Raw genomic sequence first — 19,994 nt, 5'->3', positions numbered from 1 at the left:
GCGGGCGGGGCAGGTGCGGCTGCCATCAACGACGGGTCACACTAGCGAACGTCCTCGTCGACCCAGTCCATGGACTTGGTGACGGCCTTCTTCCACAGGCGCAGCTGGCGGTCCTGCTCGGCCTGGTCCATCTGCGGCTCCCAGCGCTTGTCCTCGGACCAGTTGGCCGAGCACTCCCCCAGGTCCTTCCAGAACCCGACGGCCAGGCCGGCCGCGTAGGCCGCACCGAGGGCGGTGGTTTCCACAACCTTCGGCCGGATCACAGGAACGCCCAGGATGTCCGCCTGGAACTGCATCAGCGCATCATTGGCCACCATGCCGCCGTCGACCTTAAGTTCGGTGAGCGGAACGCCCGAGTCCGCGTTCACGGCGTCCAGCACCTCCCGGGTTTGGAAGGCGGTGGCTTCCAGCGCGGCGCGGGCGATGTGGTTCTTGTTCACGAACCGGGTCAGCCCAACGATCGCGCCGCGGGCATCCGAGCGCCAGTACGGTGCAAAGAGGCCGGAGAAGGCGGGCACGATGTACACGCCGCCGTTGTCCTTCACGGACGCGGCGAGGGTTTCCACTTCGGGCGCGCTGCTGATCATTCCCAGGTTGTCCCGCAGCCACTGGATGAGCGAGCCGGTGACGGCGATGGAGCCTTCCAGGGCGTAGTGCGGCGCAGCATCGCCGAGCTTGTAGCCCACAGTCGTCAGCAGCCCGTTCTTGGAATGAACAATCTCCTCTCCGGTGTTGAAGATCAGGAAGCAGCCCGTGCCGTACGTGTTCTTGGCCTCGCCGGCCTCGAAGGCAGCCTGGCCGAACGTGGCCGCCTGCTGGTCGCCGAGGATGCCCGCAACGGGAACTTCCCGCAGGAGCTGTGAGGTGTGCACGGTGCCGTACACCTCCGACGAGGACTTGATCTCCGGCATCATGGTCCGGGGAACACCGAAAATGCCAAGGATCTCGTCGTCCCATTGCAGAGTTTCCAGGTCCATGAACAGTGTGCGGGAGGCGTTCGTGACGTCGGTGACGTGGACTCCGCCGTTGACGCCGCCGGTCAGGTTCCACAGGACCCAGGAGTCGGTGTTGCCGAACACCAGGTCTCCGGCTTCGGCCCTGGCGCGGGCGCCCTCCACGTTGTCGAGGATCCATTTGATCTTGGTACCGGAGAAGTAGGTGGCCAGCGGCAGCCCCACTTTTTGCTTGAAACGGTCCGGGCCGCCGTCCTTGGCGAGTTGGTCCACAATGTCCTGCGTGCGGGTGTCCTGCCAAACGATGGCGTTGTAGACGGCCTCACCGGTGGTCTTGTCCCACACCACGGCAGTTTCGCGCTGGTTGGTAATGCCGACGGCGGCAATGTCGTGCCGTGTCAGGTTCGCCTTGGACAGTGCGGAGGCAATGACCTCCCGGGTGTTGTTCCAGATTTCGGCGGGGTTGTGCTCCACCCAGCCGGCCTGCGGGAAGATCTGTTCGTGTTCCATCTGGCCCGAGGACACGATGCTCCCGCTGTGGTCGAAGATGATGGCCCGGCTGCTGGTGGTTCCCTGGTCGATGGCGATTACGTACTGGTTCATGATGGACGTCCTTGTCTGTATCAATGCGTTGGGCAGTGTTTGTTAGTGGGTCAGGCTGCGGCGGTAACGATGATCGGCGCGAGGTTGGCCACGATGCCGGCAAGTGCGCCGCCTACCAGCGGGCCCACCACCGGGATCCAGGAGTAGCCCCAGTCGCTGGAACCCTTGCCCTTGATGGGCAGCAGGGCGTGGGCAATGCGGGGACCGAGGTCGCGGGCCGGGTTGATGGCGTAACCGGTGGGGCCGCCGAGGGACACACCGATGCCGACGACGAGCAGTGCGACGGCCAGCGGGCCCAGGCCCGAGGGGGTTCCGCCGAAGGTAAGGATGACGAATACCAGGACGAAGGTGCCGATGATCTCGGTGACCAGGTTCCAGGGGGTGGACCGGATGGCGGGCCCGGTTGAGAAGACGCCGAGCTTGCTGGCAACCTCGGGCTCCGCGTCAAAGTGCTGCTTGTACGCCAGCCAGCACACCACGGCACCGAGGAAGGCGCCCACCAGTTCGCCACCGAAGTACGTCAGCGTCGAGGCGAAGTCCACGGGCACGTCCGGCGCGTATTCGGTTTTTCCGTTGACCAGCAGCCCGAGGGTTACGGCGGGATTCAGGTGGGCACCGGATTTCGCGGCAACGAAGACGCCGGCGAAGACAGCGATGCCCCATCCCCAGGTGACCATCAGGAACCCACCGCTGTTGCCCTTTGTCCCACGTAGGGCAACGTTGGCGACGACGCCGCAACCCAGCAGGGTGAGCATCGCCGTTCCGAATACTTCGGAAAGGAAAACTATTCCAAGAGACATCTTTGACTCCTTATTTTCTGATGGAGGTCCTTCGCGGGTTGAAGGACCGTGGGCCGGGGCGGGTTGCCGCCCCGGCCGGCAGCCTGGTGCTAGGCGACCAGGCTGTGGGTTTCTACACGGTGGAACCTTTGCAGCACGTCCTGCGCGTGCTTGATCTCTGCCGCCCGGACCGCGGCGTTCCAGCCAAGGGGAACCGCCAGCACATCTGCCACTTCGTTCAGCAGTTCGCCCGTCACCAGGCCCCTGAATGCCAGGGAGGTCCGGCGGATGAGGACGTCCACCAGGTGCCCCACCTGCTCGTGGGCCGCCATGAACTCAAGTTCACGCACGCTCAGTTCGCGGGTGGAGTGCAGCAGCCTGTCGGGTCCGGCATCGAGGTACTCCATAACATCCTGGGCACGGGTCCCGTACCTGGTCAGGAGTACCGCGGTACGGTCGGCGTCACGGCCGGAGGCCATGTGCGCCTTGATCCATTTCTGCACGCCGGGCTCATCAGCGGGAAAGCCTGCGCCGCCGCCGATGGGAAGCTGTGCGGTGGAGACTTGGCGGCCCATTCCGATCTCGGCCAGCACGTCGTTGGTCATGTGTTCGGCAAGGGCCCGGAAGGTGGTCCACTTGCCGCCTACCAGGCTCAGCACTACGGCGCCCTTTCCGTTTCCGTCCTGGACGGGTTCGCGGCGCTCGATGCGGTAGTCGCGGGAAACAAAGCCCGGCTGGGTGGCATCGTGGCGTGGCAGCGGCCGCACTCCTGAAAAGGTGTAGACGATCTGTTCACGCGTGACAGGCAGGTCCGGGAAGACGTGCCCGATCAACTCGAAGAAATACTCGATTTCCTCATCCGTGCAGACGGCATCCTCTGCCATGTCTGCGTCCACATCAGTGGTGCCCACCAGGACCCGGTCCCCCATGGGGTAGATCAGGACGATCCGCCCGTCCGTGTGCTCGAAGAAGATTTCCCGGCCGCGGCAGGCTTCCAGGAGCGCAGGGTTATCCAGCACAATGTGGGAGCCCTTGGTGCCGCCCATGAAGGTGGAGGCAGTTCCCATTGCTTCGTTGGTTAGGTCCACCCAGGCGCCGGTGGTGTTCACAATGACATCTGCAGTGAAATCGAATTCTTCGCCCGTGAGTTCGTCCCGCAGCCGGACGGTGCTTCCCCTGCCGGTGCCCGGGTTGGGCTTGCCTGTCATGGACTGCAGTGAAACGTAATTGCTGGCACGGGCCGTGTAGCCCTGGGCATTGCCTTCGCCGACGGCCGCGCGGCCGGCCTTCTCCCCGTCCTGGAGGACGTCCAGGGTCAGGCGCTCCGGGTTGTGCACGGACGCGTCAAAGTAGGTGGCGGTGTACTTGACGTCCGGGCGGAGTGCGGGCAGTTCCGCGCGGGCCCGCCGGCCGCTGCGGAACTGGTGCCGCGGGACCGTGCCGCCGTCGCGGGAGAACGAATCGTAGAGGCTGAGGCCGAGCTTGATAAGGAAGGCCCCGCGTTCCTTGGGCTTGCCCTGCTGCTTGTGCGTCAGGAAGCGCAGGGGTGCGGACAGCACGCCGGAGAACGTGCTGAAGATCGGGATTGTGGTCTGCAGCGGCTTCACGTAGTGCGGAGCGATGCGGAGCAGCCGGTTTCGCTCCACCACTGACTCCTGGACCAGGCGGAATTCGCCGTTTTCGAGGTAGCGGATGCCGCCGTGGATCATGTGGGAGGACGCGCCGCTGGCTCCCTGGCAGTAGTCGCCGCGTTCCACGAGGGCAACATCCACGCCCTGCAGCGCGAGGTCACGGAAAGTTCCTACACCGTTGATGCCGCCGCCTACCACCAGCACCTTTGCATGCGGGCGGCGCCGCAGTTGGTGGACGGAACTGCGCTCAGTTCCCTGCTTCTCCGCAGGTGTTGCAGAAGGTCGGCCGGCTGAATCCTTGGGTCCCAAAACGACTCCCTTGGGCTTTGTGTGGCGCGGGCAACCCAGTGGGCGGGCCCGCCGTTCTCCACTATTGTTTGGACTAATGGAAAATGGAGTCAAGCACTATGCACAAACGTGCACGAGGGAGTGGAAATGGACCCATCAAGGCACTCTGACGCGCTGCGGGCTGCACAAATGTATTACCTGCAGGACCTGACCATGGATGCGATAGCCCGCGAACTCCGGACCTCCAGATCCACCGTGTCCCGGCTCCTGTCCTCTGCACGCGAATCCGGTCTGGTGCAGATCCAGATCCGCAATCCACTGGACACCGGCCCGGAGCTTGAAGGCCGGATCCGGCAGCGCTACGGCGTGGACGTCCACGTGGTGCCGGTCCTGGAAACACTGAATGAAGCCGAAACGCTGGACCGCGTGGCCATGCAGGCCGCGCGCACCATCGGGCCCGTGGTGGACTCCAATGCAATCATCGGGGTGGCCTGGGGATCCACCCTGAGCGCCGTCAGCCGCCACCTCACCCGCAAGATCACCCACGACAGTGTCATCGTGCAGTTGAACGGCGCGGGCAACATGCACACCACCGGCATCACGTACGCCAGCGACATCATGCGGCGGTTCGGAAGCGCCTACGGGGCCAGGGTGGAACAGTTCCCAGTACCGGCCTTTTTTGATCATGCCGCCACAAAAACCGCAATGTGGAATGAGCGCAGCGTGCAACGGATCCTGGAACTCCAGGCGAAGATGAGTATCGCCATCTTCGGTGTGGGCTCCGTGGATGCGGACTACCCCAGCCACGTCTACGCCGGGGGGTATCTGGACGAGATGGACCTCAATATCCTGGCCACGTCCGACGTGGTGGGTGACGTTGCCACCGTCTTTTTCCGGGGCGACGGATCCTCCGACGGAATCATCCTCAACGAAAGATCCACGGGCCCGGCCTTGGCAGAACTGCGTCAGGTCCGGCGGAGGATCTGCGTGGTGTCCGGGGTGTCCAAGATCAAGGGGCTACGCGGCGCCCTCGCCGCCGGCCTGGCCACCGACCTGATCCTGGATGAGTCCACAGCGCGGCGCCTGGTAAATTACGAGGGCCTCCCGGGGGCTAATGGGTAGAGTCGTGGCTATGAGAACCTCACCGCGGCTCAGCCTGAACAACGGCGTGCTGATCCACCAACTCGGCTTTGGACTGTACAAGGTCCCGGCCGCGGACGCGGAAGGGCTCGTTGCCACCGCGCTCGCCGCCGGCTACCGCCATTTCGACACCGCCGCCATGTACGGCAACGAAACCGGCGTGGCCCGCGGGATCAGTTCCCAGCTGGGCGGGGATGCCGGCAGCGGCGGGTCGGGTGAACTTTTCCCGGCCTTGTCCAGGGAGGACGTGTTCGTCACCACCAAGGTGTGGAACGACCATCACGGCTACGACGCCGCGCTGCGGGCCTTCGACGACTCCATGGTCAACCTTGGCCTCGATTACGTGGACATGTACCTCATCCACTGGCCCTGCGCCAGGCGCGGGCTTTTTCCCGATACGTACCGGGCCCTGGAGACCCTGTACCGGGAAGGGAAAGTCCGGGCCATCGGCGTCTGCAACTTCCAGCCGTACCATCTTGACCGGCTGCTCCAAACGGCAGAGGTGGTTCCCGCCGTCAACCAGATCGAGCTGCACCCATGGCTGCAGCAGGCGGAACTGCGCACGCTGCATGACGGGCTGGGCATCAGGACGGAGGCCTGGAGCCCCTTGGGCCGCGGCCAGGTCCTCGCAGATCCCGTGGTCCACGCCTGCGCCGCTGAACACGGCAAGACCGCGGCCCAGGTGATCCTGCGCTGGCACATGCAACTGGGCAACATCGCCATCCCCAAGGCCAGCACCGAGGGCCGCATCCGGGAAAACCTCAACATCTTCGACTTCGAACTCTCGGACCGGGACATGACTGCGTTGGCAGGGCTCGACCGGGGGCACCGCACCGGCTCGCACCCCGACCACGTCAACTAAGGCCGCACAGATGACCACAGCACACCCCCGGCCTGCCTCGCCTGCCTACTTCAGCCACGGACTTGCCGCCCGCACGTCGTCCTCGTCGGTGGAGATCGACGGCGGCAAGGTTGCCTTCTGGACCTACGAACCGCTGCATGCCGGCCCGGAAACGCGGACCATCCTGGTGATCCATGGCTTCCGCGGAGACCATCACGGACTCCTGCGCGTGGCGGACCAGCTTCCCGAAATGCGCATCATCATGCCGGACCTGCCCGGATTCGGCGACTCGGAAGCGTTCACGTCCGGCCGGCATTCGGTGGAGCGGTACGGCTCATTCATCACCGGATTCATGGCAGCCCTCGGGCTGGGCCCGGACACGGTCCTGCTCGGCCATTCCTTCGGCTCCATCATTGCCGCGCACTTCGTGGCCGACCATCCGGGAACCGTCAATCCGCTGATCCTCATCAACCCGATCGCCGCACCGGCCCTCGAGGGTCCGAAGGGTGTGATGACCCGGCTCGCGGTCCTCTACTACCGGCTTGCCGCGCGCCTTCCCCGGCATCTGGGACTGGCTTTGCTGCGGAGCCCGCTGATTGTCCGGGTCATGAGCGAAACCATGGCCAAGACGGCCGACAGGGACCTGCGCCGTTTCATCCACGATCAGCACAACGCCTACTTCAGCGCTTTTGCCAGCCGTGACAGCCTCCTTGAGTCCTTTACCGCGTCGGTCAGCAGCCACGTGGCCGAGGTGGCCGGCCGGCTCACCCTTCCGGTGCTGCTGATCGCCGGCGAAAAGGACGAGATCGCAGTGCTACCCGACCAGCGCCGACTTGCTGCGCTGCTGCCGGACGGCGAACTCAAGGTGATTCCCGGCGTCGGACACCTGATCCATTACGAAACCCCCGAACCGGCAGCCTCGTTCATCCGCAGCTTCCTTAAGGACCACCCCGCGTGAAGATTGTCATCGACGCACGTTTTACCCGGACCGACCACCACGACGGCATCAGCCGCTACGGGGCAAGCCTGATCGCAGCCACCGCGAAGATCGCGGACGTTTCGATGCTTGTCTCGGACGTCCGGCAGCTCCCCCTGCTCCCGGATGTTCCCTACACGCTGATCAGCAGCCCGTTGTCGCCGGGGGAACTTTTTGTGGCGCGCACCATTAACAGGCTGGGCGCTGACGTGGTGGTGTGCCCGATGCAGACGATGGGCACCTGGGGCCGCAAGTACGGCCTGGTCCTGACGCTCCACGACCTCATCTATTACGAACACCCCGCCCCGCCGGGGTTCCTGCCCGCACCGGTACGGCTCTTGTGGCGGCTGTACCACAAGGCTTTTTGGCCCCAGCGCCTGCTCCTCAACCGGGCCGACACCGTGGCCACGATCAGCCGCACCACTGAAGCGCTGATCGCAAAGTACCGGCTGACCCGCCGTCCCGTGCGGATCATCAGCAATGCCCCCCAGCCGGAGCAGGAGCACGGGCCCCGGGCCGCTGATGCCGGTGCAGACCGCGCGCTCGTGTACATGGGCTCTTTCATGCCGTACAAAAACGTGGAAACCATGGTGTCGGGTATGGCGGGCCTGCCCGGCTACACGCTCCACCTGCTCAGCCGCATCACACCCCAACGCCGCGCGGAACTGGAACGACTGGTTCCTCCAGGGGCGCACGTGGTGTTCCACAACGGCGTTACTGACGAGGAGTATCACGCGTTTCTTCGCTCGGCTGCGGCGCTGGTCAGCCTGTCCCGGGCTGAAGGCTACGGTCTTCCCCTGGTGGAGGCCATGGCGCTCGGCACCCCGGTTATTGCCAGCGACATCCCCATCTTCCGGGAAGTAGGCGGGGACGCCGCCCTCTACGTTGACCCGGAGTCCCCCGAACAGTTCGCCCATGCCGTGCACACGCTCCAGGACAATGGGCACTGGGAGGAATTGTCGCGGCGCTGCGTTGCGCGTGCACGGGAGTTCACCTGGGACGAGTCGGCCCGCCAGCTGGTGGATGTGGCACACGAGATCATGGTCCGGCGCCGGCGGTAGAGGACGGCCCCTAAAGGACGTCGATGCCGTCCAACCGGAGCTGGAAGGGTTCGCTGGAGCGTTTCGCAGCGACCGCAGCCCTGGTGACCCTCAGGACGCGGGTGACGGCCGGAGCCTGTCCATAGGGAAAGAAGAGCAGGGTGCGCACATCCTCCGCTGAACGGCCGGGCGACGGCGGACCGCTGAGCACCACGGGTGCGGGTCCGGCCGCCCGCAAGATGATCCCCCCGGAGGCAAGTTCCGCTGCCACGGCACCGGTGTAATGTTCGACGGCGGCGCGCGGCCCGGTGACGGAGGCGATGCGGACCGCGGGGGGAAGCTGCAGTTCCATCCGCAGGGAAAGTTCCCGCTCCGCATAACCGGCGGGATCCCAGCGAAGCAGTGCACCCACCGCAGCTGTATCCGCGGCCGTGACCACCACCAGCCCGCCGTCCGCCGCGGGACGCACCAGCGCGGCGGCATTGAACCACCGCCGCACGGTATCCTCGCCGGCGCGCAGCGTCTCCCGGCGCAGGAGTGAATCACCGTCCAGGAGCAGTGCAGCCGCGTATCCCCCGTCCGCTACCGGTTCGGCACCCACCGTTGCCACCACCAGCGCCTTGCCCGGACCCACCACAGCCTTTACCTGGTCTCCCGAGGAAGTAACGACGGTCTTCCCCGGAAAGGCGCGGCCGAGTTCCTCAGCTGTCCTGATGACTCCGGTGGCACCCTTGCGCAGGCGCCTGCCGCCGCAGTGCACGCAGTGCCAGTCCGGCGCCGGGGTGGAGCACCAGCGGCATTGGGGCATGGCGGACGTGCCGCTGGCGCCTGCCACAGCCAGTGGTCCCTGGCAGCTGCCGCAGCGCGCCGGCTCGCGGCACATCTCACAGGCCAGCGACGGTGCGTAACCGGCCCGGGCCACCTGGACCAGGACCGGTCCGCGCTCCAGCCCTTCCTTGGCGGCCCGCCACGCGGCGCCGGGCAGGCGGGCAATCCTGGCCAGCGGATCCCGCTCCTGCTCGAAGCTGTCAGCAGTGTTGACGATGCGCGGGACCGTCCTCCGGACGTCAGGGCGGCCGGCTTCGACCGCACGTGCCCAGCCCGCTTCTACCAGCCGCTGGGCTTCCGTGCTTCGGGGGTGGCCTGCAAGGAGGCAGGCGGCATCTTCCTGTTCGGCCCGCAGGAGCAGCACCTCGCGTGCGTGCGCATAAGGGGCCCGTTGCTCGATGTGGAGGTCATCGCCGTCGTCCCAGCAGGCCACCAGGCCCAGGTCCCGGACCGGGGCAAAAGCTGCCGACCTGGTGCCGATGGCAACCCGGGCAGTCCCCGCCAGGAGCCGAAGGAAATTCCGGTAGCGCGGGGTGGGACCGTCGTCGGCCGCCAGCCGGGCAACGGCGTCTTCGGGCAGCAGGCCGTGGAGCGCCTCTTCAAGGCGGTCAAGGTCCCGGTAATCGGGTACCACCACCACGGCGCCCCGCCCTGAAGCGTAGGCGGCGGCCACCGCTTCCGCCAATAGCCGGGGCCATCCCGCCGGGCCGTATCCCTGCAGCGGGTTCAGTACGGCCCTCGGGGAACCGCCCCCGGCCAGGTGGTGGAGGAAGGCCTGGCCGTTGTGATAGGCCGCCCAGGCACCCGGCAGGTTGGCCGGTGCGGCACCGGTTTGAACCTGTGTGGCGTCCCGCTGCTCTGCCTGTTCCGGCGCTGCGGGCGCGTCCGGTCCCTCCGCGACGAACTCCTTTTCCAGTTTCGCGACCCGGGGCGGGACGGCGACCCGGAGGACGTCGCTGACCGTGCCGGCGTAGCGTGCGGCGACGGAAGCAACCAGTTCCCGCACAGCGGGCGTCAGCACGGAAACCGGGGACACAACCTTGGCCAGCGGCACCAGGGTGTGTCCGGCGTCGGACGCGGCAACGCGTTCCATCAGGAAACCGCTGAGGTCCTGGCCGTTGAACTTGACCTTGACCCTGACACCCGGCCTGGCGGCATGGTCGAGGGTGTCCGGAACCCCGTAATCGAAGAGCCGGTCTAGGTGCGGCAGGGAGGATTCCACCAGCACCCTGGCCACGGGCAGGTGCCTGGCCAGCTGCGGCCCGGCGGGCCGGGCAGTGGCCGGAAAGCCCTGCAGGAGTGAGGGCTGCACGGCGCCGGGGACGTCCAGGGACGGCTGGACAGGATTGTCAGCAGCGATGGCACTAACCTCCCTTCGGCTCCCTGATTGACAAGCCCAGCCAAGCACAGGGCACTGACATGTTGCCGGAGGCCGAGATGCAGGCGAAGTTACAGGCAGCCAGTCCGGCGGTGCGGGGCCTAGGCGTTGAAGAACGCCTTAAGGTCGTCCACGCGGTCCAGGCGCTCCCAGGTAAAGTCCGGCTCATCGCGGCCAAAGTGTCCGTGCGCCGCGGTCTTGGCGTAGATGGGTCGCTTCAGGTCCAGTGCGTCGATGATGGCCCGGGGGCGCAGGTCGAAGATCTCCGCGATGGCGGCACTGATGCGGGCCGGGTCAACCGTTTCCGTGCCGAACGTTTCAACGTAGGTGCCCACCGGACGGGCCTGGCCGATGGCGTACGCGATCTGGATTTCAGCACGCTTGGCCAGCCCTGCGGCAACCACGTTCTTGGCAACCCAGCGCATGGCGTAGGCGGCCGAGCGGTCAACCTTGGACGGGTCCTTGCCCGAGAAGGCGCCGCCGCCGTGCCGCGCCATGCCGCCGTAGGTGTCAACGATGATCTTGCGCCCGGTCAGGCCGGCATCACCAACGGGGCCGCCGATGACGAACTCGCCGGCCGGGTTCAGGATGTTGCGGACCCGGGAGAGGTCGAGGTTGGCCCCTGCCAGCACCGGCTTGATGACGACGGCGGCGAGGTCCGCGCGGAGCTGGTCCAGGCTTGCGCCTTCGGCGTGCTGGCTGCTGATGACCACGGTTTCTACGGAGACCGGGACATCCTTGTCGTAGCCGACCGTCACCTGGGTCTTGCCGTCCGGGCGGAGGTAGGCCAGTTCGCCCGATTTGCGGACTTCGGTGAGCCGCTCGGACAGCCGGTGCGCAAGCCAGATGGGCAGTGGCATGTAGGACGGGGTTTCGTCGCTGGCGTAGCCGAACATCAGGCCCTGGTCGCCGGCGCCCTGGAGGTCGTAGTCGTCCTCCTGCCGTCCTTCGCGGGCTTCCAGCGAGTTGAACACGCCGCCGGCAATGTCGTTGGACTGCTGGCCGATGGACACGGACACGCCGCAGCGGGCGCCGTCGAATCCGTTGGCTGAGGAATCGTAGCCGATGCCCAGAATGGTCTCGCGCACGATCTGGGGGATCTCGACGTAGGCGTCAGTGGTGACCTCGCCTGCAACGTGGACCAGGCCTGTGGTGGCCATGGTTTCAACCGCTACCCGCGATTCCGGGTCCGCAGCCAGCAGCGCATCAAGGATGGCGTCACTGATCTGGTCGCAGATCTTGTCCGGATGGCCCTCGGTAACCGACTCGGAAGTGAAGAGCCGAAGCGCGTTGGGCGTGGCCCCGGACGTGTGGGGAAGGTGCAGCGGTAAAGTCACTCAACTACCTTACTGGTTGGAATACGGACACCCGCCAGGAGACATCAGGAGATGTCTTCGTGCTAAGCAAACGTGGCCTGAAACACTCAGGCGCGGGGCGAAACGGAATTCAGTTCACCGGAGATCCGGCCGATGATGGCTGCCGAAACCTCCGTTTTGGTCCCGGACGCCTCCTGTGGTTCGGAGCCGGAGCGGGCCAGGATGACCACCGAATTGGTGTCCTGCCCGAAGACCTTGTCCGTTCCCACGTGGTTGACCACCAGGAGGTCGCAGCCCTTGCGCTGCAGCTTCGCCCGGGCATGCGCCAGGACGTCACCGTCGCTGTCCCCGGTCTCGGCTGCGAATCCGACAATCAGCTGCTGCCGCCCGCCCGGGGCGGCACTGTTCCGGAGTTCCACAAGTTCGTGCAGGATGTCCGGGTTGCGGACCAGCGTGATGACGGGATCGTCCCGGTCGTCACGCTTCTTGATCTTGGTGTCGGAGACGGCCGCGGGCCGGAAATCGGCCACCGCCGCGGACATGATGACGACGTCGGAGTCAGCTGCCGCAGCAAGGGCGGCTTCCCGCAGCTGGAGGGCCGTCTCCACGGGCACAACCTCGACGCCGGCCGGCGGGGCAACGTCCATGTGTGCCGCGAGCAGGCGGACGGTTGCGCCGGCGTTCCGGGCTGCGACCGCCAAGGCGACTCCCTGCTTCCCGGATGACCTGTTGCCAAGGAAGCGCACCGGATCCAGGGGTTCGCGGGTTCCGCCGGCGCTGATGGTGACGGTGCGTCCGGCCAGCGGCAGCTGGAAATCCGACTGCCCCTGCACCAGGGCCATGGCGGCGTTAAAAATGGCTTCCGGTTCGGGGAGCCTGCCCGGCCCGGAATCGGCGCCCGTAAGCCTGCCGCTGGCGGGTTCGAGGACGGCCGCACCACGGCTGCGCAATGTTTCGACGTTGGCCCGGGTTGCCGGGTGCTGCCACATTTCAGTGTGCATGGCGGGGGCGAACAGGACAGGGCCGCGGGCCATCAGCAGGGTGTTGGTCAGCAGGTCCCCGGCCTGTCCGGTGGCTGCCTTGGCCAGGAGGTCAGCGGTGGCCGGAGCGATGACGATCAGGTCAGCCTCGTGGCCCAGCCGGACGTGGTTGACCTGGTGTACGTCGTCGAAGACGCTGTTGCTGACCGGATTTCCGGACAGCGCCTCCCACGTGGCAGTGCCAACGAACCGGGTGGACGCCTCGGTGGGGATCACCGTGACGTTGTGGCCGGCTTCAGTAAAAAGCCGGAGGAGCGATGCCACCTTGTAGGCGGCAATCCCTCCCCCGACTCCGAGGACTATGCGCACGTGACCTCCGTCAACAGCAAGTCAGTTCGGCGGCAGTTTTACTCTGCAGCTTCGATCGGCGTGGAAACCAGCTTGCCTTCGTTGATCTCGCGCAGGGCGATCGACAGCGACTTCTCGTTCAGCTTGGTGTCAACCAGCGGGCCGACGTATTCGAAAAGGCCCTCGTGCAGCTGGGCGTAGTAAGCGTTGATCTGACGAGCACGCTTGGCACCGAAAATCACCAGGCCGTACTTGGAATCGGCTGCCTCGAGCAGCGAATCGATCGGCGGGTTGATGATGCCTTCAAGGTTCGTGGACACGAATTCTCCAAAGTTCTAGCGGGCTGACGGTTCCGGCGCTCCATGCGGGTGCGGGGTCAGCCCCATGAGTGAAACAAGCTCGTCCGCTGCCCGGCGAACGTCGTCATTGATGACGGTGTAGTCGAACTCCGGTTCAGCAGCAAGTTCCAGTTTAGCGGTTTCCAGCCGCCGGTGCTGTTCCTCCGGGGTTTCCGTGCCGCGGCCCACCAGCCGGCGGACCATTTCGTCCCAGCTGGGCGGGGCCAGGAAGACAAACTGCGCATCCGGAACGGCGGCCTTCACCTGCCGGGCACCCTGCAGGTCGATTTCCAGGAGCACGGACCGGCCCTCGGCGATGGCCTGGTCCACGGTGCTTTTCAGGGTCCCATACGTGTTCTGCCCATGGACCACGGCCCATTCCAGGAGCTCGCCGTCAGCGACAAGCTGCTCGAACTCCTCCTTGGACTTGAAGAAGTAGTGGACGCCGTCCTGTTCGCCGGGACGGGGCGCGCGGGTGGTGGCGGACACGGACAGCCACACCTCGGGATAGTTGTCGCGGATGTAAGTGGACACGGTGCCTTTGCCAACAGCCGTCGGACCAGCGAGGACTGTCAGTCCAGGTTTCTTGCTCACGTATTCCTTTGCCGGGGTTTGGGGTGGGCGGGCTTCGGCCCGCCCTAACTCTCGTCTATAAAATCTACCAGCGCGCGGCGCTGGTGGATGCCCAGGCCGCGGACCCTGCGGGACGCCGCTATCCCCAACTGGTCCATGATCGCCGCGGCCCGCACCTTGCCGATGCCGGGAAGCGCCTCAAGGAGTTCGGAGACCCTCATGCGTGCCAGGGCCTCGTCCTGCAGCGCGGAGCTGATGATGTCCGCGGCAGACCTCTCGCCGTTCTTGAGGCTTTCCTTGGCCGCCGCACGGGTGGCCCTGGCTGCTGCTGCCTTGTTCAGGGCCTCAGCCCGTTCCGATGCGGATAACGGCCGCAGGACCATGGTGCACACCCCCGGATTCGGTGGACGGGTCCAGGGGCGACCGCCCTTGGACCTGTCCTGAAACTACCCTTTGGTGCTGCCCGAATCAATGCATCCGCTGAAACGGACCACTATTCGCCGCGGAGTCCGTCCAGGGTCCGTTGCGCCGCGTCCCGCAGGCCGCGCTGCTCCGGCCCGGCGGACAGGATGTCCCTGCTCGAGGTGCCGAGGACCTGCGGGTAGGCGGCGCCGAACGTGGTGCGGAGGTCGGCAGGCGTGGCCCCCTGCGCTCCAAGGCCCGGGGCCAGGAGCGGTCCGCGCACGGCGGCCAGGTCAAGGTCCAGTTCGGACAGGGCCGACCCCACGGTAGCCCCCACCACCAGGCCTACGGAGCCGAGGCTTCCCTGGTAGCGGCGGTTTTCGGCCGCAGCCGACTGCGTGATCCTGCGGGCCACGGAGTCCGCTCCCCCGACGTGCTGGACGGACGCGCCCTCGGGGTTGGACGTGAGTGCAAGGACGAACACACCACGGCCGGTCTCGGCTGCCAGGTCCAGTGCGGGGCGCAGTGACTCGAAGCCAAGGTAGGGGCTAAGCGTTACCGAGTCCGCCGCGAGGGGGGAATCGTCCCGGAGCCAGGCGTCGGCATAAGCCGCCATGGTGGAGCCGATGTCACCGCGCTTGGCATCGGCGATGGTGAGTACCTTCTCGTCGCGGGCTTCGGCAAGAAGCTCTTCAAGGACAGTTATCCCGGCGGAGCCGTGGCGTTCGTACAGCGCCACCTGGGGCTTGATGGCGGCAGCGAGGGAACCCACGGCCTCCAAAACTGTCAGCGAAAAGCGCCTCAGCCCGGCGGCGTCGTCGTCCAGCCCCCAGTTCTTCAGCAAGGCAGGGTGCGGGTCGATGCCCACGCACAGGGGGCCGCGGGCGGCCATGGCGGCACCCAGCCGGGAGCCGAAAGACTCCCGGCCTGGCGCGTCAGCGGACGGCACTGCCTGCTCAAGCACGCTGCAGAGCCGCCTTCTGGGATTCGGCCAAGGAGGCTGCGTGCTCCTGCAGGCTGGTGACGGACCATTCGTAGGTCCGCATCGCCTCGATGGCCTGCACGGCGGCGTTGAACTCCGCCACCGTGGTGATGCAGGGAATGCCGATGGAGGTGGCCGCTGCCCGCAGTTCGTAGCCGTCGCTGCGGGCCTCCCCGCCGGACGGGGTGTTGAAGACCATGTCGATCTCGCCGGCGATGACGAGGTCTGCGATGGTGCCTTCGCCCTCGGCGCTGCTGCCCTCTGCCACCTTGCGGACAGGGGTGGCCTGGATGCCGTTGCGGCGCAGGACGTCCGCGGTGCCGCCGGTGGACACGATTTCGAAGCCCAGGTCGGAGAGCCTCTTGACGCCCATGATCACGGAGCGCTTGTCGCGGTTGGCCACGGAGACAAAGATCTTGCCCTCGGTGGGCAGCGCGTTGTTCGCGGCTGCCTGGCTCTTGGCGAACGCGGTGTCGAAGTGCTTGTCGATTCCCATGACCTCGCCGGTGGAGCGCATTTCGGGGCCAAGCAAGGAGTCAACCACCTTGCCCTCCAGGGTGCGGAAGCGGCTGAACGGCAGGACGGCCTCCTTGACGGACACCGGCGCATCCAGCGGAAGCGTGGACCCGTCGCCCACCTCGGGCAGCATCTTGTAGGCGCTGCGGAGCTGTCCGATGGTCACGCCGGTGCCGATCAGGGCAGCCGCTTTGGCCATCTGCACACCGGTCGCCTTGGAGACGAACGGCACAGTGCGGGACGCGCGGGGGTTTGCCTCCAGGACGTACAGGACGTCGGAGGCCAGGGCGAACTGGATGTTGATGAGACCGCGGACGCCCACGCCCTCGGCGATGGCGCGCGTCGCCGTCCGCACCCGCTCCAGCACGTTGGTGCCCAGGGTGATGGGCGGAAGGACGCAGGCGGAGTCGCCGGAGTGGATGCCGGCTTCCTCGATGTGCTCCATGATGCCGCCCAGGTACATGTCGGTGCCGTCGAAGAGGGCGTCGACGTCGATTTCGACGGCGTCCTCCAGGAAGCGGTCGATCAGCACCGGGTGGTCCGGGGTGATCTCCGTGGCGTTGGCGATGTAGCGGGACAGGTTGGGCTCGTCGTAGACGATTTCCATGCCGCGGCCGCCCAGCACGTAGGACGGGCGGACCAGGACCGGATAGCCGATTTCGTCGGCGATCTTCTTGGCGTCCTCGAAGGACACGGCAGTGCCGTTCTTCGGGGAGATCAGGCCCGCCTTGTCCAGGACGCGGGAGAACGCGCCGCGGTGCTCGGCGAGGTCGATGGCCTCCGGGGACGTTCCGAGGATGGGGACACCGGCATCCGCCAACTGCTGTGCGAGCTTGAGCGGGGTCTGGCCGCCGAGCTGGACGAAGACGCCCATGACCCCGCCGGTGCGTTCCTCCGCCGCGATGACCTCCAGCACGTCCTCGAGCGTCAGGGGCTCGAAGTAGAGGCGGGTGGAAATGTCGTAGTCGGTGGAGACGGTCTCCGGGTTGCAGTTGACCATCACCGTCTCGTACCCGGCCTTGCGCAGCGCCATGGACGCGTGGACGCAGGAGTAGTCGAACTCGATGCCCTGGCCGATCCGGTTAGGGCCGGAACCGAGGATCAGGATGGACGGCTTGGAGTGCAGCGCAACCTCGTCCTCCTCGTCGTACGCCGAGTAGTGGTACGGCGTGTAGGCGGCGAATTCCGCCGCGCAGGTGTCCACGGTCTTGTAGACCGGACGGATGCCCAGGGCCTGGCGGACGCCGCGGACCACGGCCTCAGAGTTGTGCGTGAGGGCACCGATCTGCTCATCGGAGAAGCCGTGGCGCTTGGCGCGCTTCAGCATGTCGGCCGTCAGCGCACCGGCCTGGCGGATTTCGCGGGAGATCTCATTGAGCAGCTGGAGCTGGTCCAGGAACCAGGGATCGATCTTGGTGGCCTCGAAGAGGTCCTCCACGCTCGCGCCGCCCAGGAGAGCGCGCTGCACCTGGTGCAGGCGTTCGGTGGTGGGGCGCTTTGCCTTCTCGATGAGCTCCGGCACTTCCCATTCGGGAACGGAGCTGAAGTCCAGCTGCGAGCCCTTCTGCTCCAGGGAGCGCAGGGCCTTCTGCAGCGCTTCGGTGAAGTTGCGGCCCATGGCCATGGCCTCACCCACCGACTTCATGGTGGTGGTCAGCGTGTTGTCCGCGGCCGGGAACTTCTCGAATGCGAACCTCGGCACCTTGACCACAACGTAGTCCAGGGTGGGTTCGAAGGACGCCGGGGTCTTCTGCGTGATGTCGTTGGGGATCTCGTCCAGCGTGTAGCCCAGGGAGAGCTTGGTGGCGATCTTGGCGATGGCAAAGCCGGTGGCCTTGGAGGCCAGCGCCGAGGAACGGGAGACGCGGGGGTTCATTTCGATGACCACCACCCGGCCGGTGGCGGGGTCGATGGCGAACTGGATGTTGCAGCCGCCGGTGTCCACGCCCACTTCACGAATGACGGCGATGGAGATGTCGCGCAGGCGCTGGTATTCGCGGTCGGTGAGGGTGAGGGCGGGCGCCACCGTGATGGAGTCGCCGGTGTGGACGCCTACGGGATCGAAGTTCTCGATGGAGCAGACCACCACGACGTTGTCGTTCTTGTCCCGCATCATCTCGAGCTCGTATTCCTTCCAGCCGAGGATGCTCTCTTCGAGCAGCACCTCGCTGGTGGGGCTGTACTGCAGGCCCTGGCCCACGATGCGGCGGAGGTCGTCCTCGTTGTAGGCGAGGCCGGAGCCCAGGCCGCCCATGGTGAAGGAGGGCCGGACCACCATGGGGTAGCCGAGGTCCTCGGCGGCCTTGAGGGCCTCGTCCATGGTGTGGATGATGTGGCTGCGGGCGGACTCAGCGCCGCAGCGCTCCACCACGCCCTTGAACTTTTCGCGGTCCTCCCCGAGCTCAATGGCGGCGATGTTGGCGCCGATGAGTTCCACGTTGTACTTCTCAAGCACACCGTTCTTGTCCAGGGCGATGGCGGTGTTCAGCGCGGTCTGTCCGCCCAGGGTGGGCAGGACGGCGTCCGGGCGTTCCTTGGCGATGATCTTCTCCACCACCTCGGGGGTGATGGGCTCGATGTAGGTGGCGTCGGCGAACTCGGGGTCGGTCATGATGGTGGCCGGGTTGGAGTTGACCAGGATGACCCGCAGGCCTTCCTCCTTGAGGACGCGCAGCGCCTGGGTTCCGGAGTAGTCGAACTCGGCGGCCTGGCCGATGACGATCGGGCCGGAACCAATGACGAGGACGCTCTTGAGGTCTGTACGTTTCGGCATTACTTCTTGTCCTCAGTCTTGTTGTCGGAATTTTTCGGCGTTGCCGGGCCTGCGCCTGTGTTGTCCGCCTGCGCCGGGTGCGCTGCGTCCACGGGCTCCTTGGACAGGTTGGCGGTCCTGCCGTCCCGGGTGCCCTCCATCAGCTCGATGAAGCGGTCGAACAGGTAGGCGGCGTCGTGCGGGCCGGCCGCAGCCTCGGGGTGGTACTGCACGGAGAAGGCGGGGATGTCCAGGCAGGCGAGCCCTTCCACGACGTCGTCGTTCAGGCTGACGTGGCTGACCTCCACGCGTCCGTACCGTTCCTCGGGAGCCTGCGTGGCGCCGTCGAGCGGTGCGTCCACGGCAAAGCCGTGGTTCTGGGAGGTGATCTCCACCTTGCCGGTGCGGCGGTCCATGACGGGCTGGTTGATGCCGCGGTGGCCGTAGCGGAGCTTGTAGGTACCGAAGCCCAGCGCGCGGCCCAGGATCTGGTTGCCGAAGCAGATGCCGAAGTAGGGCAGCTTCTCGTCCAGGACGGAGCGGAGCAGCTTGACCTGCGCGTCGGCCGTGGCGGGGTCGCCGGGGCCGTTGGACATAAAGAAGCCATCGGGGTTGACCGCCTTCACGTCAGCCAGGGTGGCGGTGGCGGGCAGCACGTGGACGCGGACGCCGCGCTCGGCGAAGCGGACAGGAGTCATGGCCTTGATGCCAAGGTCGATTGCCGCGATGGTGAAGCGGGGGTCGCCTTCCCAGCCGTGGTCCTTCGGCTCCACCACGTAGGCCTCGTCAACGCTGACTTCCTCGGCCAGCCGGGAGCCCTCCATGGGGGCGCTGGCCAGGACGGCGTCGACCAGTTCCTTGTCCGTGGCCTGGGCGGCCTCCCCGGAGAAGATGCCGGCGCGCATGGTCTTGTGCTCCCGCAGGTGCCGGGTGATCGCGCGGGTGTCCACGCCCTGGATCCCCACGATTCCCTGCTCCACCAGTTCGTCGTCCAGTGAGCGCTCGGAGCGCCAGTTGGAGGGTCGGCGGGCAGCGTCGCGGACAATGTATCCCGCAACCCAGATGCGGCGGGACTCGGCGTCCTCGCTGTTAACGCCGGTGTTGCCGATGTGGGGCGCCGTCTGGACCACAAGCTGGTGTGCGTAGGAGGGGTCCGTGATGGTTTCCTGGTAGCCGGTCATCCCGGTGGCGAAGACTGCTTCTCCGAGGGCGGTTCCGGTGGCGCCGTAGCTGCTTCCGCGGAAAATGCGGCCGTCTTCGAGCACCAGCGCAGCGGGAGCTGACACTGGAGCGGAAACTGGGGCGTTTACTGCTGTATTTGTTGTCACTG

Annotated in this window: 16 protein-coding genes; 4 read left to right on the top strand and 12 right to left on the bottom strand. The window is 66.3% G+C overall.

Features of this window, described 5'->3' with window-relative positions:
• Positions 1-41: 41 nt before the first annotated feature.
• From glpK to IEX43_RS02125, 3 genes are all read right to left on the bottom strand, one after another.
• The gene (gene glpK, locus IEX43_RS02135; RefSeq protein ID WP_188808856.1) at positions 42-1,556 is read right to left on the bottom strand and encodes a glycerol kinase GlpK; all 1,515 of its coding nucleotides are present in this window, start codon (positions 1,554-1,556) and stop codon (positions 42-44) included.
• Between the two features lie 50 nt (positions 1,557-1,606).
• The gene (locus IEX43_RS02130; RefSeq protein WP_104185910.1) at positions 1,607-2,356 is read right to left on the bottom strand and encodes an MIP/aquaporin family protein; all 750 of its coding nucleotides are present in this window, start codon (positions 2,354-2,356) and stop codon (positions 1,607-1,609) included.
• An 89-nt stretch (positions 2,357-2,445) separates the two neighbouring features.
• A complete protein-coding gene (locus IEX43_RS02125) occupies positions 2,446-4,275 on the bottom strand; it encodes a glycerol-3-phosphate dehydrogenase/oxidase (protein ID WP_188808855.1) in 1,830 nt (609 codons plus the stop codon).
• Positions 4,276-4,401: 126 nt separating this feature from the next.
• On the opposite strand from IEX43_RS02125, the gene IEX43_RS02120 reads away from it, so the two are divergent.
• From IEX43_RS02120 to IEX43_RS02105, 4 genes are read left to right on the top strand one after another with little or no spacing between them, the layout of a single operon-like run.
• Complete coding sequence (locus IEX43_RS02120) at positions 4,402-5,376, top strand: sugar-binding transcriptional regulator (RefSeq protein WP_188808854.1); 975 nt, start codon at positions 4,402-4,404, stop codon at positions 5,374-5,376.
• Between the two features lie 10 nt (positions 5,377-5,386).
• Complete coding sequence (locus IEX43_RS02115; protein ID WP_188808853.1) at positions 5,387-6,256, top strand: aldo/keto reductase; 870 nt, start codon at positions 5,387-5,389, stop codon at positions 6,254-6,256.
• A 10-nt stretch (positions 6,257-6,266) separates the two neighbouring features.
• Positions 6,267-7,193, top strand: coding sequence for an alpha/beta fold hydrolase (locus IEX43_RS02110; protein ID WP_188808852.1), 927 nt, complete (start codon positions 6,267-6,269; stop codon positions 7,191-7,193).
• Positions 7,190-8,272 carry a glycosyltransferase family 4 protein gene (locus IEX43_RS02105; protein WP_188808851.1) on the top strand — a complete coding sequence of 361 codons (1,083 nt, stop codon included), beginning with the start codon at positions 7,190-7,192 and terminating at the stop codon, positions 8,270-8,272. Before IEX43_RS02110 ends, IEX43_RS02105 begins: the two co-directional genes overlap by 4 nt.
• A gap of 10 nt (positions 8,273-8,282) precedes the next feature.
• Here the strand turns inward: IEX43_RS02105 and IEX43_RS02100 are convergent, their stop codons facing one another.
• The 9 genes from IEX43_RS02100 to carA form a co-directional block, all read right to left on the bottom strand.
• Positions 8,283-10,391, bottom strand: a complete 2,109-nt coding sequence (locus IEX43_RS02100; protein ID WP_229666263.1) for a primosomal protein N' — start codon at positions 10,389-10,391, stop codon at positions 8,283-8,285.
• Between the two features lie 167 nt (positions 10,392-10,558).
• Complete coding sequence (gene metK, locus IEX43_RS02095) at positions 10,559-11,794, bottom strand: methionine adenosyltransferase (RefSeq protein ID WP_188808850.1); 1,236 nt, start codon at positions 11,792-11,794, stop codon at positions 10,559-10,561.
• Between the two features lie 86 nt (positions 11,795-11,880).
• Complete coding sequence (coaBC, locus tag IEX43_RS02090) at positions 11,881-13,122, bottom strand: bifunctional phosphopantothenoylcysteine decarboxylase/phosphopantothenate--cysteine ligase CoaBC (protein WP_188808849.1); 1,242 nt, start codon at positions 13,120-13,122, stop codon at positions 11,881-11,883.
• Positions 13,123-13,160: 38 nt separating this feature from the next.
• On the bottom strand, positions 13,161-13,421 hold the full coding sequence (gene rpoZ / locus IEX43_RS02085; protein WP_003800778.1) for a DNA-directed RNA polymerase subunit omega: 261 nt from the start codon (positions 13,419-13,421) through the stop codon (positions 13,161-13,163).
• Positions 13,422-13,436: 15 nt separating this feature from the next.
• Positions 13,437-14,033, bottom strand: a complete 597-nt coding sequence (gene gmk, locus IEX43_RS02080; RefSeq protein WP_188808848.1) for a guanylate kinase — start codon at positions 14,031-14,033, stop codon at positions 13,437-13,439.
• A 44-nt stretch (positions 14,034-14,077) separates the two neighbouring features.
• A complete protein-coding gene (mihF, locus tag IEX43_RS02075; protein WP_174174766.1) occupies positions 14,078-14,395 on the bottom strand; it encodes an integration host factor, actinobacterial type in 318 nt (105 codons plus the stop codon).
• 110 nt (positions 14,396-14,505) lie between these two features.
• Entirely contained in the window at positions 14,506-15,378 is an 873-nt protein-coding gene (gene pyrF / locus IEX43_RS02070; RefSeq protein ID WP_188808847.1) for an orotidine-5'-phosphate decarboxylase, read from the bottom strand.
• On the bottom strand, positions 15,371-18,685 hold the full coding sequence (gene carB / locus IEX43_RS02065; RefSeq protein WP_188808846.1) for a carbamoyl-phosphate synthase large subunit: 3,315 nt from the start codon (positions 18,683-18,685) through the stop codon (positions 15,371-15,373). The genes pyrF and carB overlap by 8 nt, the downstream gene beginning before the upstream one ends.
• Positions 18,685-19,992 (bottom strand): glutamine-hydrolyzing carbamoyl-phosphate synthase small subunit, encoded by a 1,308-nt coding sequence (gene carA, locus IEX43_RS02060; protein ID WP_188808845.1) that lies wholly within the window; start codon positions 19,990-19,992, stop codon positions 18,685-18,687. Before carA ends, carB begins: the two co-directional genes overlap by 1 nt.
• Positions 19,993-19,994 lie beyond the last annotated feature (2 nt).

This window comes from Pseudarthrobacter polychromogenes (genome assembly GCF_014644495.1).
In the GTDB taxonomy this organism is placed as follows: Bacteria; Actinomycetota; Actinomycetes; order Actinomycetales; family Micrococcaceae; genus Arthrobacter; species Arthrobacter polychromogenes.
Note: the sequence above shows the minus strand (reverse complement) of the source record. Positions and strands in the feature narration are given on the sequence as shown.

Bases quoted from the DNA above. Each gene is read 5' to 3' on its own strand.
- carB (WP_188808846.1), bottom strand. From the start codon at position 18,685: ATGCCGAAACGTACAGACCTCAAGAGCGTCCTCGTCATTGGTTCCGGC.
- glpK (WP_188808856.1), bottom strand. From the start codon at position 1,556: ATGAACCAGTACGTAATCGCCATCGACCAGGGAACCACCAGCAGCCGG.
- mihF (WP_174174766.1), bottom strand. From the start codon at position 14,395: ATGGTCCTGCGGCCGTTATCCGCATCGGAACGGGCTGAGGCCCTGAAC.
- IEX43_RS02115 (WP_188808853.1), top strand. From the start codon at position 5,387: ATGAGAACCTCACCGCGGCTCAGCCTGAACAACGGCGTGCTGATCCAC.
- IEX43_RS02130 (WP_104185910.1), bottom strand. From the start codon at position 2,356: ATGTCTCTTGGAATAGTTTTCCTTTCCGAAGTATTCGGAACGGCGATG.
- IEX43_RS02110 (WP_188808852.1), top strand. From the start codon at position 6,267: ATGACCACAGCACACCCCCGGCCTGCCTCGCCTGCCTACTTCAGCCAC.
- IEX43_RS02120 (WP_188808854.1), top strand. From the start codon at position 4,402: ATGGACCCATCAAGGCACTCTGACGCGCTGCGGGCTGCACAAATGTAT.